The sequence below is a fragment of the Pseudomonas oryzae genome (genome assembly GCF_900104805.1).
In the GTDB taxonomy this organism is placed as follows: domain Bacteria; phylum Pseudomonadota; class Gammaproteobacteria; order Pseudomonadales; family Pseudomonadaceae; genus Geopseudomonas; species Geopseudomonas oryzae.
On sequence record NZ_LT629751.1, the window covers coordinates 2,184,516 to 2,199,605 of the forward strand.

At 66.5% G+C, this 15,090-nt stretch carries 17 protein-coding genes and 1 riboswitch; of the genes, 7 read left to right on the top strand and 10 right to left on the bottom strand.

Features of this window, described 5'->3' with window-relative positions:
* Positions 1–381 precede the first annotated feature (381 nt).
* The 4 genes from BLT78_RS09690 to BLT78_RS09705 all read left to right on the top strand — a co-directional run bounded on the left by BLT78_RS09690 (position 382) and on the right by BLT78_RS09705 (position 3,270).
* On the top strand, positions 382–1,383 hold the full coding sequence (locus tag BLT78_RS09690; RefSeq protein ID WP_090348779.1) for an ATP-binding protein: 1,002 nt from the start codon (positions 382–384) through the stop codon (positions 1,381–1,383).
* Complete coding sequence (locus BLT78_RS09695) at positions 1,365–2,075, top strand: vWA domain-containing protein (protein WP_408003112.1); 711 nt, start codon at positions 1,365–1,367, stop codon at positions 2,073–2,075. The genes BLT78_RS09690 and BLT78_RS09695 overlap by 19 nt, the downstream gene beginning before the upstream one ends.
* Positions 2,072–2,839: a precorrin-6A synthase (deacetylating) gene (gene cobF, locus BLT78_RS09700; protein WP_090348781.1), complete on the top strand. Its 768-nt coding sequence runs from the start codon at positions 2,072–2,074 to the stop codon at positions 2,837–2,839. The genes BLT78_RS09695 and cobF overlap by 4 nt, the downstream gene beginning before the upstream one ends.
* Before the next feature lie 101 nt (positions 2,840–2,940).
* Positions 2,941–3,270, top strand: coding sequence for an SAM-dependent methyltransferase (locus BLT78_RS09705; protein WP_197673158.1), 330 nt, complete (start codon positions 2,941–2,943; stop codon positions 3,268–3,270).
* Positions 3,271–3,460: 190 nt separating this feature from the next.
* Here the strand turns inward: BLT78_RS09705 and BLT78_RS21385 are convergent, their stop codons facing one another.
* From BLT78_RS21385 to cobG, 9 genes are all read right to left on the bottom strand, one after another.
* A complete protein-coding gene (locus BLT78_RS21385) occupies positions 3,461–3,775 on the bottom strand; it encodes a hypothetical protein (protein WP_157719519.1) in 315 nt (104 codons plus the stop codon).
* Positions 3,776–3,969: 194 nt separating this feature from the next.
* Positions 3,970–4,452, bottom strand: coding sequence for a hypothetical protein (locus BLT78_RS21390; protein WP_157719520.1), 483 nt, complete (start codon positions 4,450–4,452; stop codon positions 3,970–3,972).
* A gap of 376 nt (positions 4,453–4,828) precedes the next feature.
* Positions 4,829–5,263 (bottom strand): hypothetical protein, encoded by a 435-nt coding sequence (locus BLT78_RS09710; protein ID WP_090348782.1) that lies wholly within the window; start codon positions 5,261–5,263, stop codon positions 4,829–4,831.
* Entirely contained in the window at positions 5,260–5,622 is a 363-nt protein-coding gene (locus tag BLT78_RS21395; protein ID WP_157719521.1) for a hypothetical protein, read from the bottom strand. The genes BLT78_RS09710 and BLT78_RS21395 overlap by 4 nt, the downstream gene beginning before the upstream one ends.
* A gap of 402 nt (positions 5,623–6,024) precedes the next feature.
* Positions 6,025–6,273 carry a hypothetical protein gene (locus tag BLT78_RS09715; protein WP_090348783.1) on the bottom strand — a complete coding sequence of 83 codons (249 nt, stop codon included), beginning with the start codon at positions 6,271–6,273 and terminating at the stop codon, positions 6,025–6,027.
* 374 nt (positions 6,274–6,647) lie between these two features.
* The gene (gene cobJ, locus BLT78_RS09720) at positions 6,648–8,324 is read right to left on the bottom strand and encodes a precorrin-3B C(17)-methyltransferase (RefSeq protein ID WP_090348784.1); all 1,677 of its coding nucleotides are present in this window, start codon (positions 8,322–8,324) and stop codon (positions 6,648–6,650) included.
* The gene (locus tag BLT78_RS09725) at positions 8,317–9,060 is read right to left on the bottom strand and encodes a precorrin-2 C(20)-methyltransferase (RefSeq protein WP_090348785.1); all 744 of its coding nucleotides are present in this window, start codon (positions 9,058–9,060) and stop codon (positions 8,317–8,319) included. Before BLT78_RS09725 ends, cobJ begins: the two co-directional genes overlap by 8 nt.
* Positions 9,060–9,686: a precorrin-8X methylmutase gene (locus BLT78_RS09730; protein WP_090348786.1), complete on the bottom strand. Its 627-nt coding sequence runs from the start codon at positions 9,684–9,686 to the stop codon at positions 9,060–9,062. Before BLT78_RS09730 ends, BLT78_RS09725 begins: the two co-directional genes overlap by 1 nt.
* The gene (gene cobG, locus BLT78_RS09735) at positions 9,683–11,029 is read right to left on the bottom strand and encodes a precorrin-3B synthase (RefSeq protein WP_408003100.1); all 1,347 of its coding nucleotides are present in this window, start codon (positions 11,027–11,029) and stop codon (positions 9,683–9,685) included. The genes BLT78_RS09730 and cobG overlap by 4 nt, the downstream gene beginning before the upstream one ends.
* A 97-nt stretch (positions 11,030–11,126) precedes the next feature.
* A riboswitch (cobalamin riboswitch) is annotated at positions 11,127–11,312 on the bottom strand.
* A 64-nt stretch (positions 11,313–11,376) separates the two neighbouring features.
* Here cobG and cbiE point away from each other — a divergent pair.
* Complete coding sequence (cbiE, locus tag BLT78_RS09740; RefSeq protein WP_090348788.1) at positions 11,377–12,579, top strand: precorrin-6y C5,15-methyltransferase (decarboxylating) subunit CbiE; 1,203 nt, start codon at positions 11,377–11,379, stop codon at positions 12,577–12,579.
* A complete protein-coding gene (locus BLT78_RS21535; protein WP_172830779.1) occupies positions 12,576–13,304 on the top strand; it encodes a cobalt-precorrin-6A reductase in 729 nt (242 codons plus the stop codon). Before cbiE ends, BLT78_RS21535 begins: the two co-directional genes overlap by 4 nt.
* Positions 13,305–13,432: 128 nt before the next feature.
* On the opposite strand, the gene ttcA is transcribed toward BLT78_RS21535, so the two are convergent.
* Positions 13,433–14,257: a tRNA 2-thiocytidine(32) synthetase TtcA gene (ttcA, locus tag BLT78_RS09750; RefSeq protein WP_090348789.1), complete on the bottom strand. Its 825-nt coding sequence runs from the start codon at positions 14,255–14,257 to the stop codon at positions 13,433–13,435.
* 179 nt (positions 14,258–14,436) lie between these two features.
* On the opposite strand from ttcA, the gene BLT78_RS09755 reads away from it, so the two are divergent.
* The gene (locus tag BLT78_RS09755; protein WP_090348790.1) at positions 14,437–15,030 is read left to right on the top strand and encodes a DNA-J related domain-containing protein; all 594 of its coding nucleotides are present in this window, start codon (positions 14,437–14,439) and stop codon (positions 15,028–15,030) included.
* Positions 15,031–15,090: the final 60 nt, after the last annotated feature.

The window sequence follows — 15,090 nt, forward strand, 5'->3', positions numbered from 1 at the left end:
AATCGCCAGGCGTAGGTGCGGTAATAGGTGCGGTAATGAGCAGTCATGTTGCGATCCTCTGTGTGCAGCGTGCTGGCCTTATGGGCCGGAAAAACAAAAACCCCGGTCGGGTGGCCGACCGGGGTTTCGTGAAACTGGCTGGTGGCGACCCTTTGCTCTGGGGCGCCTGTGGGGTATCAGGCGCGCCGTTGGCTAAACCAATACCCGTAAAAGAAATAACCGGCCGCCGCGACCTGCGCGCGCACGCCGGCCACGCCGACAGCGGCGGAGCGAACGAGGCGGTTCAGGGAAGGACGAGGCGACATGGATATCTCCGAAACTATGGCTGCCACGCTAACCGATCCCCCCGTGCCCTTTCAACCTTTGATCCGAGATAACGCCATGCAGCCCCATTTCCCCCTGGCCGCCGTGGTGGCCGCCGACGACCTCAAACTGGCGCTGTGCCTGGCCGCCATCGATCCGGCCCTGGGCGGCGTGCTGATCGAAGGGCCGCGCGGCATGGCCAAGTCGACCCTGGCGCGCGGCGTGGCCGACCTGCTCGACGGCGGGCGCTTCGTCACCCTGCCGCTGGGCGCCAGCGAGGAACGCATCGTCGGCACCCTCGACCTCGACGCCGCGCTCGGCGAGGGCCGCGCGCGCTTCTCCCCCGGCGTGCTGGCCAACGCCCACGGCGGGGTGCTCTACGTCGACGAGGTCAACCTGCTGCCCGACCACCTGGTCGACCTGCTGCTCGACGTGGCCGCCAGCGGCATCAACCACGTCGAGCGCGATGGCCTGTCGCACAGCCACCCGGCGCGCTTCGTGCTGATCGGCACCATGAACCCCGAGGAAGGCGAGCTGCGCCCGCAGTTGCTCGACCGCTTCGGCCTCAAGGTGCAGCTCGGCGGTACGCCCGAGCCCGCGCAGCGCGCCGAGATCGTCCGGCGCCGCCTGGCCTTCGACGAGGCGCCGCAGGCCTTCCTCGCCCGATGGCAGCGCGAGCAGGACGCCCTGCGCCAGCGCTGCGCCGAGGCGCGCCGACGCCTGAGCGAAATCCCGCTGGACGACGCCAGCCTGGACGCCATCGCCCAGCGCTGCTTCGCCGCCGCCGTGGACGGCCTGCGCGCCGACCTGGTCTGGCTGCGCGGCGCCCGCGCCCACGCCGCCTGGCGCGGCGCGAGCCGGATCGAGGCGCAGGATATCGACGCCCTGGAGCCCTTCGTCCTCGCCCATCGCCGCCGCGGGCAAACGCCACCCGCCGCCAGCCAGCCACCGGCACCGAACCAGTCGGAACAACAGCCCTCCCAACAGGAGCGGGGCGAAGGCCAGTGGGGCGCGCTGCCGCCGCAGGCCGTGGCGGTCGGCGAGCGCCGCGCGCCGCCGGCCTGGCCAAAAAAGCCCTGAGCATCCGCCCGCGCCCGGCCACAGGCGCGGATGCCCTACCCCTCCCCGGCCAGGCCCCAGGCGGACGCAGCGGCGCCCGCGGCAACGGCGCGCCCACGCGCATCGACTGGCCGGCGACCCTCGCCCACGGCCGCCCGCGCCGCCACGCCGATCTGCGCTGGCACGCCCGTCAGCTGCGCCCCGGCGAGCTGTGGCTGGTGATCGTCGACGCCTCGGCCAGCACCCGCCGCCACGGCGCGCTGGCCCAGGCCAAGGGCCTGCTCGCGGAGCTGTTCGCCAGCGCCTACCGCCAGCGCGCGCGCCTGGCCGTGCTCGAAGCCGGCGGCGCCCAGCCGCGCTGGCTGTGGCAGGGACGGAAGGCTTCCAGCGAATTGCACAGCTGGCTGCAGCAACTCGGCGCCGGCGGCGGCACCCCGATCATCGAAGCCCTGCAACTGGCCACGCTCTGGCTGGTGCGCCGCCAGCGCTACAAGCCGGGCGAACGCCAGCGCCTGCTGCTGCTCACCGACGGCCGCCTGCGCGACTGGCCGCGCCTGGCCGCGCTGCCCTGCCCCGGCCTGCTGCTGGACATCGAGCGCGCGCCCATCCGCCTCGGCCGCGCCCGTCAGTTGGCCGCCGAGCTGGGCGCCGACTACCACCATATCGACGAACTGGCGCCGAGTCCCCGCGCGCCCACCTGGAACAGACCATGAAAGAACTGCTGCTGGTCGGCATCGGCGCCGGCGACCCGGACTACATCACCCAACAGGCGATCAACGCCCTGCGCCGCGCCGACGTGATCTTCCTGATGGACAAGGGCCCGGCCAAACACAAGCTCAACGCCCTGCGCCGTGAAATCTGCGCGCGCTTTCTGGATGGCCACAGCCCGCGCTTCGCCGAAGGCCAGCAGCCGGAGCGCGAACGCGACGCCGCCGACTACCGCGCCAGCGTGGACGACCTGAACCGCGACAAGCAGGCGGTGTTCGAGCAACTGATCGACGAGCAGATGAGCGATGGCGAAGTCGCCGCCTTCATGGTCTGGGGCGACCCCTCGCTGTACGACAGCAGCATCCGCATCATCGAGGCCATCGCCGCCGCGCGCAGCGACCTCAGCTTTGATGTGATCCCCGGCATCACCAGCCTGCAGGCCCTCACCGCCCGCCACCGCGTGCCGCTCAACAGCATCGGCCGCGCCGTGGAAATCACCACCGGCCGCCTGCTCGCCGAAGGCTGGCCGCAGGGCGTGGACAGCGTGGCGGTGATGCTCGATGCCAAGGACACCTACCTGCGTTTCGTCGGCCAGCGCCTGCATATCTATTGGGGGGCTTATGTGGGGACGGCGGACGAGATCCTGATCGCCGGGCCGCTGGACGAGGTGGCGGAACGCATCGCCGCGACCCGTGCGCGGGCGCGCGAGCGCAACGGCTGGATCATGGACAGCTACTTGTTGCGCAATAGCGGGACGGCGCGGGAGTGAGGCTGTCCGCCCGGGATTTCTATCAGGCCGCGCAGGCTTGATCGTTCCCTTTGATCGTTCCCACGCTTTGCGTCACAGAAGCGGACGCGGAGCGTCCGGTGATGAGCTCCCACGCAGAGCGTGGGAGCGATCACAACATCGGCCAGGCCTTCCAGGTCACCCCGGCGCGGCGCCTGGCCGAAGTCTTCCCCGCGGGCCTGAACAGCGTGCTGGTGATGCTCGACGCCAAGGACAGCTACCAGCGCTTCGCCGACCAGGACATGCACATCTACTGGGGCGCCTACGTCGGCACTCCCGACGAGGTGCTGGTGGCCGGCAAACTCGGCGAAGTCGCCGACGACATCCAGCGCCTGCGCGCCGAACTGCGCGAGCGGCATGGGTGGATCATGGATAGCTATTTGTTGCGGAGGAATGGGGAGGGGCGGAACTAAGGTGGCGAACCGCTGTGGCAAGATCGCCGTGAAATAGCGCAGCTTACGCCGGCATCACACTGCCACCAGCGGTTTATAAAAATCAAAAAAGTGAACCCATCGGTGCGCTTTCAGAGGTTTTTTCAAACCGCAGCCTGTCCAGACAAATGGCACAGCCCGGACTGCACTCAGTTTTTGCCGTCGCCCATAATCAAATGCACACTATCAGTCGTGACCATAGATCCCCCCGAACTATGAGCCCACCGAGAAACGCAAACAGCATGGACACAAGACCTGCGAGCAGCGCCGAAAAACCAAAGTAACGTGCGGTTGAATCGTCTTGGAAGCGATGCCAATTTGTCGCCAATTTGAGCGCCAACCAAGCAACCATAGTTGTCGCCACATCAGAAACTGCGAAGGCGACCAGAACCGTAAAAAAGAGCCGCTCAGTCATGCCGGTTAGCCATGGAGGAGCACTCAAAAAACCAAACCCATTCGGTGCGCTCGATTTTTCTCCCAGCTTCATTATTTTCCGTAGGAATTCAAGAAAAAGGCGAGTGACAACCCCACCTATAACAAGGGAAAATATTAGACTAACAACCCAATGCCTAGCGTCCATAGCCCTATCCATTCCATTCAAATTTACATATCAAAATAACTGGCGCGCAAAGCGTAGCCTTTATGACTCCAGCGAGCAGTGTTGAGCGCATCTTTATATACCTACAACCGAAGCCGAGAATAAACACCCTCAACCATACATTGATTTCCATCTATGTGCAGGGTTCCATAACCTCCTGCCATTATGGTGAGCACTGCTTCTGTTCCTAGCGCCAAACTGATGCAAGTATTTGTTTTTACATAAAGGCCTTGGCCAAAAATTTCGTACCAGTCATCATCTTCACGACTGACGGTGACCACAAAGTTACCAGGCACTTGCTCTGATTTGCCATACACAGCCTTGACTTGGCATGTAGCGCCAGCCTCAGTGAATATTATTTCACCAACCATACCTTTCATTTTTAAAATAGACGATTCGCCATAAACATATTCGTAACAGTACTTAGTATGAATGAATATGTCCTTGATGTCTATTTTGTATAGATTGCTGCCTTTTCTTGTTACACTAATTTCATAGTTTTCCGCCGTGGCCGCAGATGAAAATGCTAGCAAAGCCATGATTAATCTGTACGAGATGTATTTCACTGCAGGCTGCTCCTTGACATATAGCGTAGAGGTTAGAGGCGACCAGCGCGCGAAGCGCGGAGGGAACCCAAAAGCGCAGCTCTTGGGCCGCCCTCTCAACCGCCTGTTAGGAGTAACAGTCATTATCTAGCTAAGCAACTTATCAATGCTGAGTTTGGCTTCGGCCAAGGCCGCAGCAATCGCCACCTCTCTCGTATCAAAAACACCGGGAAGCGTCCCTTGGGTTATAGCACGGCACGAACTGTTGGGCTCGACTCTCCAAGCCGAAAAGGAAGCAACAAATGGTCCACTGATAACACCTGAAGCATGGCAAAATATGGTGTGTCCGCGGTGATCGTTTACAAGATCATTCATGGCTCGCTCAATTTGACGTGGTTTACTTGAAAACAAGATAAAGAACCATTAAACCAACGACCAGCCAAATCACTTTTTTCATTGATCCATCTTCCCGAGATCTTCCAAGCTGGAACGACAGCTCTTCATCGGTCGGCGGTGCCTTGCTCTTAAAGAAAGGTGTATTCGAGCCGTCAACGTATGCCTCATAGAAAACGTCCTTTGCAGTGCTTTCTGCTGCAAATGTCCTTTTGAACAATTCGTCAGGATCGAAGTCTCCGCAGTCATCAACGGTAGGAGAACCACACTCGTAGACGGTGATCTTTGTGCCAGAAATCTCGGGCATGCTGTAGAGAACTTTTACGGGCTCCATACTAACTCCTAACACTGGCGTTTGGCGGCGCCGAGTGAGCGAGGCGGACGAGGGAAGCCCGAGCGCAACGAGGACCATCCGCTGGAGCGCCTGGTAGGGCTTCATTGTTTCAATCTGGTTGCTTTACCCACGAAGGCGCCGACTAAGTCTGGAGCTCCGGGGATCAGACTGCTGGTTCCAATTCTGCTTTTGGTAAATAAGACTTTGCCGTTTACGCGGTCGATCTGGTAGACCTCAAAGAGCTCGATGTCCTTGTTTGCACCCCAACCCGCTAGAGTCGATTTCCCAAAGCGCGTCAGCTGCGTGTCATCACCAGAAACACTTCCTTTGTCTTCATCAAAGCAGAGCACCATCGGATTGGAGAACCCGTCGGATTGAAAGGCATACCCGTTAGTTGACGGCGCGATTTGACCTTTCAGATCTGTCAAGGCCCAGCACTCTTTTGCATAGATGGCTTGCGGCACAAGCACTCCGCACACGACCAAGGCTGCTATTCGGTAGACCATTGAATTTCTCCCTATGAAGCCCAACGCTTGGCTAAGTGGGGGCTTTAGCCCGTCCCAGTGAGCGAGGCGAACGATTTGAACCGTTTGTCAGGACTTTTTGATTGATGTGCGACATGGGGATTTTTCCTCACCACCGTCAGTCGAGAAGCCACATTCATATTCGAGATATTCGACATCTGTATCAACTTCCCGACCACTAATGTAACCATATATCGTATGAGTGCCGCGCGACACCAAGGGAGCCTTACATTTTGGGCAGACTAGTTCACTATCCTCAATAAGCTCATTCAGCACAGTGAGTTGTTTTTGTAGCCGATGAAGCTGATTTTCTTTTTCACGAACCTCAACCTGGTGACTATCTCAATCCTCTTTGAGTCGCAACATCTCTGCCTTGGCTATTTCAACTCTGGCAGAAAGCGCGGTTATTAATACATCTGGCGACTGGGACTCTGCGTCCTTTAGTTTGCGATTAAGGGGCTCAATCTCTTGCTTGAGAAGATCGACTAAAGAATCTTTCTGAGCAACGAGGACTTTATAAGGAACAAAGAGAGCGATGATGAACGCGATTGCTGAGCCAATTTGCGTATAGAAGATAATGTCGATGCTCATCGTATTTTCCATAGCCCTAACTATTATTAGGCACCAGACGGTGTATAATACCCCAAACCGAGATTGGCGGATAAAACTCCAGGACATCCGCAAAAAAACCGCTTTGCAATGCAGATTTCGCGCAAGCGGCAGAGGTAAAAAGCTGTTATACACCATGACGGAAAGTCCTTTTTTCCAGTATTCGCCATGTTTTGAGGGTAGTCCGGGGTACGAGCAAAGACAAACCAGACAGCAACCATGATCTCGGGGCTTGAAGTGCAAAGGCGAGCTGCTGCTTTCTGGCCGGGCTCCAGCCAATAGCGCGTCAGCCACACTACCACTCCACAACCGGCCAGCCCCCTCGCCGCTCCCTGGCAAGGACAAGGACCGGCCTTTTAGCCCTCCTGCGGATACCACCTCGGCGTATACACCCACTCCCCGTCCCCGGCGCGGGGGAAGCGGCGGGTCTGGCTGGAGCCGATGATCACCAGGGTGCGCATGTCCACTTGCTCCGGTGTGAGTTCGCCCAGGGTCAGCACGCGCAGGCTTTCGGCCGGGCGGCCGATGTCGCGGCCGAGTACCACCAGGGTGTGCGGTGTGCGGTGCTGGCGGACGATGTCCAGGGCGCGGCCAAGTTGCCAGGGGCGCGACTTGGAGATCGGGTTGTAGAAGGCCATGGCGAGGTCGGCGGCGGCGGCGTGGTCGAGGCGTTTTTCGATCACCGTCCAGGGCTTGAGGTTGTCCGACAGCGACAGCAGGCAGAAGTCGTGGCCCAGCGGCGCGCCGGCTTTGGCGGCGGTGGCCAGGGCGGCGGAGATGCCGGGCAGCACTTCCAGCTCCACGCCGTGCCAGCGCGGGTCGCTCGAGGCTTCCAGCGCCTCCAGCACCGCGGCGGCCATGGCGAACACGCCGGGGTCGCCGGAGGAAACCATGACCACCCGCCGTCCCTGCGCGGCCAGTTCGAAGGCATGGGCGGCGCGCTGCAGTTCCTCGCGGTTGTCGCTGCCGTGCAGCACCTGTCCGGCGCGGAAGGGGCCGGCCATGTTGACGTAGGTGTCGTAGCCGAGCACGTCCTCGGCCGTATCCAGCGCGTGGCGCACGGCCGGGGCCATCAGCTCGGCCGCGCCGGGGCCGAGGCCGGCCACGCTGAGCCGGCCGCGCGGCTGGCCGAGGCTCGCCGCCGCCTGCGGGCTGGCCGCCAGGTGCAGGCTGAGGCCGGGCTCTTCGTGCACGGCGACGGGCAGCGCGGCGTCGGCAGCAACGAAGCGCAGCGGCACGCCCAGTTCGGCCGCCGCGGCGGCCAGCTGCGGACTGGCGATGTCGGCCGGGTCGGCCAGTACGGCGGCGAGCGCCGCCTCGGCCAAGTCCGCGTGCTGCAACGCAGCGCGCACGGCTGCAGGCAGGTCGTCTTGCTCTGCGCTACAGCGGGCCAGCACCAGGCGCGGGTGGATCAGCAGCTCGTCGGCGCAGCCCTGACGCTGCGGGCTGACGCGGATGCACCGCTCGGCCTGCTCGTCCAGCGGCAGGCGCGCCGCGTCCAGCCAGGGCGCCTCGCCGTCGACGCGCACCGGCTGGCCGCCGAGCAGGTCGCTGACCAGCCGCTTGCCCTGCTCCAGGTCGGCCAGCACGTAGCCGGGCGGCGGGTTGAGCACGCAGGTGCCGAAGCGCAGTTCGCCGCTGGTGGTGATCGCCGGCGCCACCGCGAGGAGCGCGGCGATCTCGCGGGCCAGCAGGTTCACCCCGGCCAGGCCACCGAGCAGCGGCACCACGGCGCTGCCGTCCTCGGCCACTGCCAGCACCGGCGGTTCGGCGCCCTTCTCGGCCAGCAGCGGCGCCAGGCTGCGGATGACGATGCCGGCGGCGCACAGGGCGATGATCGGCCGGCCGGCCTGGTACAGCGCACGCAGGGTCTCACCGAAGTCGTCATAGGGCTGCTCGACGTCGTCGACCCGCGCGCGCAGGCCGTGGATCGCGGCCTGCGGATAGAGGCCCTGCAAGCGCCGCGCGGTGGCCAGGGCGGAGGGGCCGAGGATGACGATGGCCGGCGGCCGTTGACGGTCGAGTTCAGCCACGCCACTTCTCCCCGGGCACCAGGATCATCGAGAAGTACGGCGAGGACATCGGCTCCACCTCGTCCAGCGGCACGATGCGCTGGTTGTCCATGGTCGCCCGCTCGACGTAGTGGGCACGCTGGTCGAGGCCGAGCTGCTGCAGCACCCGGCGCACCTTGTCGAAGTTGCGGCCGAGCTTCATCACCACGGCGGCCTCGGCGCCCTGCAGGCGGCGCTTCAATTCCTCCTCGGGCAGCACGCCGGAGAGCACCGAGAGGCTCTGGTTGCGGTACACCAGCGGGGTGCCGAGCACCGAGGCGCAGCCGAGCATGGAGCACACGCCGGGGACCACCTCGACCTCGTAGTGCGCGGCCAGGCGGTCGTGCAGGTACATGTAGGAGCCGTAGAAGAACGGGTCGCCCTCGCAGATCACCGCCACGTCGCGGCCGGCGTCCAGGTGCGCGGCGATCTGCACCGCGCAGGTGTCATAGAAGTCGGCGATCACATCCTCGTAGGACAGCGGCGGCGCCAGCTTCTCGGTGGTCACCGGGTAGACCAGCGGCAGGCGCTGCTGGGCGTCGGTGAGGTGCTCCTCGATGATGCCGAAGGCGTTGCCGCCCTGGCCCTTGCTGGCCTTGGCCTTGGCCACGAAGTAGCCGACCACCGGCGCCGACTGCAGCAAGCGCAGGGCCTTGAGGGTGATCAGTTCGGGGTCGCCGGGGCCGACGCCGAGGCCGAGCAAACGTCCCTTGCGCATTATTCCACCTCCGTGGCCAGAGCGTTGACCGCCGCGGCGGCCATGGCGCTGCCGCCACGGCGGCCGCGCACGATGACGTAGGGCACGCCGCGGCTGTCGGCGGCGAGCATCTCCTTCGACTCGGCGGCGCCGATGAAGCCCACCGGCATGCCGAGGATCAGCGCCGGCTTCGGCGCGCCGGCGTCGAGCATTTCCAGCAGGTAGAACAGCGCGGTCGGCGCGTTGCCGATTACCACCACGCTACCCGCCAGCCGCTCGCGCCAGCGCTCCAGCGCCACCGCCGAGCGGGTGTTGCCCAGTTCGCGGGCCAGTTCCGCCACGCCGGCGTCGTGCAGGGTGCAGATCACCTCGTTGCCCGCCGGCAGGCGCGCGCGGGTGATGCCCTCGGCGACCATCCGCGCATCGCAGAGGATCGGCGCACCGGCGGCCAGCGCGGCGCGGCCGGCGGCGCCGGCGCCCGTTGAGAAGCGCAGATCCTGCACCACGTCGACCATGCCGCAGGCGTGGATCAGGCGGACGGCGAGCTTTTCCAGGTCGGCCGGGATGGCCGACAGGTCCGCCTCGGCGCGAATGGTGGCGAACGACTGGCGGTAGATTTCCTGCCCGTCGCGGATGTAGTCGATCATGCGGAGATTCCTGATGCGGACGGCGCGGCGAGCCAGGCGCCGGCCTCGTCGATGCTGAGGGACGGCGCCAGCAGGCGGCCGAAACCGCGCTGGCCGGCGACGCGCCGGTAAAGCTGATACTCCCCGCCGGGCTGGGCCAGCAGGGTGAAGGGGGCGACATGAGCGGCGGCGCAGGAGCGCGGACAGCCGCTGAGGTGCACCTGCGGGCGCACGCCGGCGCTGCGCAGCCGCTCGGCCAGGCGCCGGGCATCGGCCTTGGTGTCGGCCAGGCCCCGGGCGCAGGCCGCGGCGCCGGTGCAGGCCACCAGCTGGCCGAGCGGCTCGGCCGCATCGGTCAGCAGGCCCAGCGCCGCCAGCTCGTGCCGCACGCTGGCGGCGTATTGCGCCGGGATGTCCGGCAGCAGTACGCCCTGCCAGGGGGTCAGGCGCAGGCCGGCGGCGCCGTACCGATCGGCCAGCGCGGCCAGCCCGGCCAGCTGCGCGGCGTCGAGGCGCCCGAGCGGGGCGGCGGCGACGATCATCTGCCGGCCGGCCTGGCGCTGGGCATGGACGCCGAGCGGTACGCCTGCGGCCACAGCGGGACGCCGCCAGCCCAGCACGACCTCGTCGCGGCGCAGGGGGAACGGCAGGCGCGCCTGCAGACGTTGCAGAAACTCGCTGACCGGCAGTGCGGCCAGCAGCTGGCGCATGCGGCTGTGTTCGCCACCGGCCAGGTCGAGGAAGAGGCGCAGCACGGTACTCACCAAGGCTACGGCCTGCGCCGGTTCGACGGCGGCTAGCGGCGCGTCGCCCGGGCAGCCGGCCAGACCGAAGGTCAGCAGCGGCGCGTCGCCGGGCATGGCGCTCAGCCAGAGGTCGTGGGGGTGTTCGAGCATGGCCAGGGCTTCGCCGCCATCGAGTTGCAGGGCGAACTTGGCCGACAGGGCGTGGAATGCGGGAGTGTCCTGCAGCAGGTCGAGCAGTTGCCCGGCCAGCGGCCGCACGTCGAGCAGCGCGGCGGGATCGAGACCGGCGGCGGGGCTGAGCAGCAGGTTGCGCACGTCGTCGGCGGCGGGCGTGCGCGGACCGAGGCCGGCGGCCAGCAGCGCGGCGATCAGCTCGTCCTGGCGCTCGGCACGCACGCCTCGGATCTGCAGGTTGCTACGGTTGGTCAGCTCCAGCACGCCGCTGGCGCAGGCCGCAGCGGCGGCGGCGATGGCGCGCGCCTGGGCGCTGGACAGCTGGCCGCCGGCCAGCTTGACCCGGCAGATGCCGCCGTCCAGCGCGGCGACGATGCGCAGCAGGCCGGGGCACGCGGAAGGGCGTGGCCCGGATGGATCCGGGAAGGGGGAAGGGTCGCGCACGAGGGTCACCTGAAACGAAGACGCGGCGACCGGACCAGACGAATCCCGCCCACGGCAGGACTCTACGGCATCGGTACACCCCGCCCGATGTTGGCACTCGCGACCAGCGTCGTCGGCAGGTCTCCTGGCTGGCAGGTCGGCATCGGTCGCGGCCTTCCCGGTTTCCCAGTGGCATTCGGGCGACAGACTCGCTGCGTACAGTTGCGGGGGCAGCCACGGTGGTCCGTGTTCCCTCTTAGGCCGATGGGCAAGCCCATCAGGCACCGACGAAGGCGCTATTATGCCCGCTTTGCGCGGCGCCGCGACATGCCCCCGTCGGGCCGCATGACAACAGGCAGGACGGATTCATGACGCAGTGGCTGACGGTGGTGGGAATCGGTGAGGACGGCTATGCCGGGCTGGGCGAGGCGGCGCGTCGGGCGCTGCTGGCGGCCGAGCGGATCGTCGGCGCGCGGCGCCAGCTCGAACTGCTGCCGGCGGAGATCCGCGCCACGCGGCACAGCTGGCCGAGCCCGTTCAGCCTGGCGCCGGTGCTGGAGCGGCGCGGCACGCCACTGTGCGTGCTGGCCAGCGGCGATCCCATGCTGTTCGGCGTCGGCGCCAGCCTGGCGCGCCAGGTGGCGGCGGACGAGCTGCGGGTGCTGCCGGCGCCCTCCTCCTGCTCGCTGGCCGCCGCGCGCCTCGGCTGGCCGCTGCAGGAGACCACCGTGCTGTCGGTGGTGGCGCGGCCGCTGGCGGCGCTCAACCTGCACATCCATGCCGGCCAGCGCCTGCTGATCCTGTGCAACGACGGACGCAGCCCGGCGGCCATCGCCGCCCTGCTGCGCGAGCGCGGCTTCGGCCCCAGCCGGCTGAGCGTGCTGGAGCACCTGGGCGGCGCGCAGGAGCGACGCCTCGACGGCCTGGCGGAAAGCTGGGCGGTGGACGAGGTCGCCGACCTCAACCTGCTGGCGGTGGAATGCGTCGCCGGCGTGGACGCCCGGCGCCTGCCGCTGACCTGCGGCCTGCCGGACGACGCCTACCGCCACGACGGCCAACTGACCAAGCGCGACGTGCGCGCCATCACCCTCGCCCGCCTGGCACCGATGCCGGGCGAACTGCTGTGGGACGTCGGCGCCGGTTGCGGCTCGATCGGCATCGAGTGGCTGCGCGCCCACCCCAGCTGTCGGGCCATCGCCATCGAGGCGGACGCCGGACGCCAGCTGCTGATCGCCCACAACCGCGACGCCCTCGGCGTGCCCGGCCTGCAGCTGGTGGCCGGCGCCGCGCCCGAGGCGCTGGACGGACTGGAGGCGCCAGATGCGATCTTCATCGGCGGCGGGGTTACCGTCCCCGGCGTGCTGGAACAGTGCTGGCAGGCGCTCAAGCCCGGCGGCCGGCTGATCGCCAATGCGGTGACCCTGCAGAGCGAGGCGACCCTGGTGGCCTGGCGCGAACGACACGGCGGCGAGCTGACCCGCATCGCCGTGGCCCAAGCGCAGCCGCTCGGCGGCTTCGACACCTGGCGCAGCGCCCTGCCGATCACCCTGCTGCAGGTGCGCAAGCCGTGAGCCGGCGCATCCTGCTGCTCGGCGGCGTCGGCGACGCCCTGGCCATCGCCCGGCGCCTCGGTCCGGAACACGTCTACAGCCTGGCCGGGCTGGGCAAGGTGCCGCAGGACCTAGCCTGCCAGGTGCGGGTCGGCGGCTTCGGCGGTGCCGAGGGCCTGGCGCGTTTCATCGCCGAGGCAGGCATCGACCTGCTGCTCGACGTCACCCATCCCTACGCGGCGCGGATCAGCGCCAACGCGGCCCAGGCCGCGCAGCTCGCCGGCATTCCCTGCTGGGCGCTGCGCCGTCCCGGCTGGCAGGCCGGCGCGGGCGACGACTGGCGCGAGGTGGCCGACTGGCGCGCGCTGAGCGTGGCGCTGGAGTCCTTCCACCGGCCGTTCTTCACCCTCGGCCGCGAACCGCTGGCGCACCTCGACGCCATTCCCGCCGGGCAGTTCTGGACCGTGCGGGTGCTCGACGCGCATCCGGGCAACGCCCGCGCACGGGTGATCGCCACCCGCGGCCCGTTCGACCTGGAGGCCGAGCGCGCGCTGTTCGCGGCGGAAGGTTTCGATGTGCTGGTGAGCAAGAACAGCGGCGGCGCGGCCACCGAGGCCAAGCTGCAGGTGGCCCGCGAACGCGGCCTGCCGGTGCTGATCCTCGCGCGCCCGACGCTGCCGGCGGTGGAGCGCGAGTTCGCCGGCGTCGAGGCGCTATGGCAGGCCTTGCAGCCGCTGCTCGCGTAGAGCTGGCCGGCGGTGCGCAGGGAGCACCCTACGAGAGCGGCACGGCGGCGATCAGGTGCTGACCGCCCGTAGGGTGCGCTGTGCGCACCGATGCATTTGGCGTGCGCGGAGGTGCGCAGGGCGTCGGCTCAGAGGCTCATCACGTCGATGAAGCGCGGCGTGGCGTCGTTGTCGATTCTCAGGCTCTGGAAGTCGAACAGGTTGCGGTCGGCCAGTTGCGAGGGCACCACGTTCTGCAGGGCGCGGAACATGATCTCGGTACGGCCCGGCGACTTGCGCTCCCACTCCTGGAGCATCTCCTTGACCACCTGACGCTGCAGGTTCTCCTGCGAGCCGCACAGGTTGCACGGGATGATCGGGAATTCCTTGAGCTTGGCGTAGGCCTCGATGTCCGCCTCGCTGCAGTAGGCCAGCGGGCGGATCACCACGTTGCGGCCGTCGTCGGAGAGCAGCTTGGGCGGCATGGCCTTGAGGGTGCCGCCGTAGAACATGTTGAGGAAGAAGGTCTCGACGATGTCGTCGCGATGGTGGCCGAGGGCCATCTTGGTCGCGCCGATCTGGTCGGCGAAGGTGTACAGGGTGCCGCGGCGCAGGCGCGAGCACAGCGAGCAGGTGGTCTTGCCCTCGGGGATCTTCTCCTTGACCACCGAGTAGGTGTCCTTCTCGATGATGTGGTACTCGACACCGATCGACTTGAGGTACTCGGGCAGCACGTGCTCGGGGAAGCCCGGCTGCTTCTGGTCCATGTTCACCGCCACGATCTCGAACTTGATCGGCGCGACCTTCTGCAGGTAGAGCAGCACGTCGAGCATGGTGTAGCTGTCCTTGCCGCCGGACAGGCAGACCATGACCTTGTCGCCGTCCTCGATCATGTTGAAGTCGGTGACGGCTTCGCCGGCCAGGCGACGCAGGCGTTTCTGCAGCTTGTTCTGGTTGACCGAAAGGGTGCCCATGGTGGTGTGGAATCCGGGGATCTGCGAAAAGGGAGTACGAAAACCTGCCATTTTACGCGCAAACGCCCGCGCGCCCCAGCCCCATCGTCGCCACGCCGCCCGCCCCGCGCTGAGAGGCGGTTCACGCGCGGAACCGCCGCTACACAGGTGCCGCCGGGGCCCGTGCTAGCCTTGCCGGCATGAACACGCCCTTCGATCCCGCCGCCGACCTCACCGAGCAGCTGCTCGCCCTGCTGCGCCAGGCGCCCGCCGGCCTCGGCGAGCACCAGCTCATCCGCCAGCTCAGGGATGGGCATTGCACCCATATCCCCAACCTGCCGCTGAGCGACAAGCTGGTGCTGTTCCGCACCCACTTCCTGCTGTTCAACGCCCTCTACCGCCTGCGCGACCGCCTCTGGCAGGAGGGCAGCGCGCACCTGGAGATCGCGCCCCTGCTGATCCGCCTGGGCCCCTGGCGGGAGGGCGAGCAGGCGCTGACCGGGCACGATCCGCTGCGCGACTACTATCTGGACGAAACCCGCTTGCGCGACACCAGCGAAGCCGACGTCGCCCAGCTGCTGCAGAGCTTCTGGACGCGCATGCACGGCGGCGAGGAGCGCGCGGCGGCGCTCGAGCTGTTCGGCCTCGACGCGCACGCCGACTACCCGGCGATCCGTCTGCGCTACCGCCAGCTGGTCAGCCAGCACCACCCCGATCGCGGCGGCAGCACCACCCGCCTGCAGTCGATCAACAAGGCCATGGAAATTCTCGATCGCTATTACAAGCCGGCCTGAGGGACCAAATCGCTCTACTGCACAGCGGGCATCCAGGCCTGCGGCGCCTATACTGCGTCA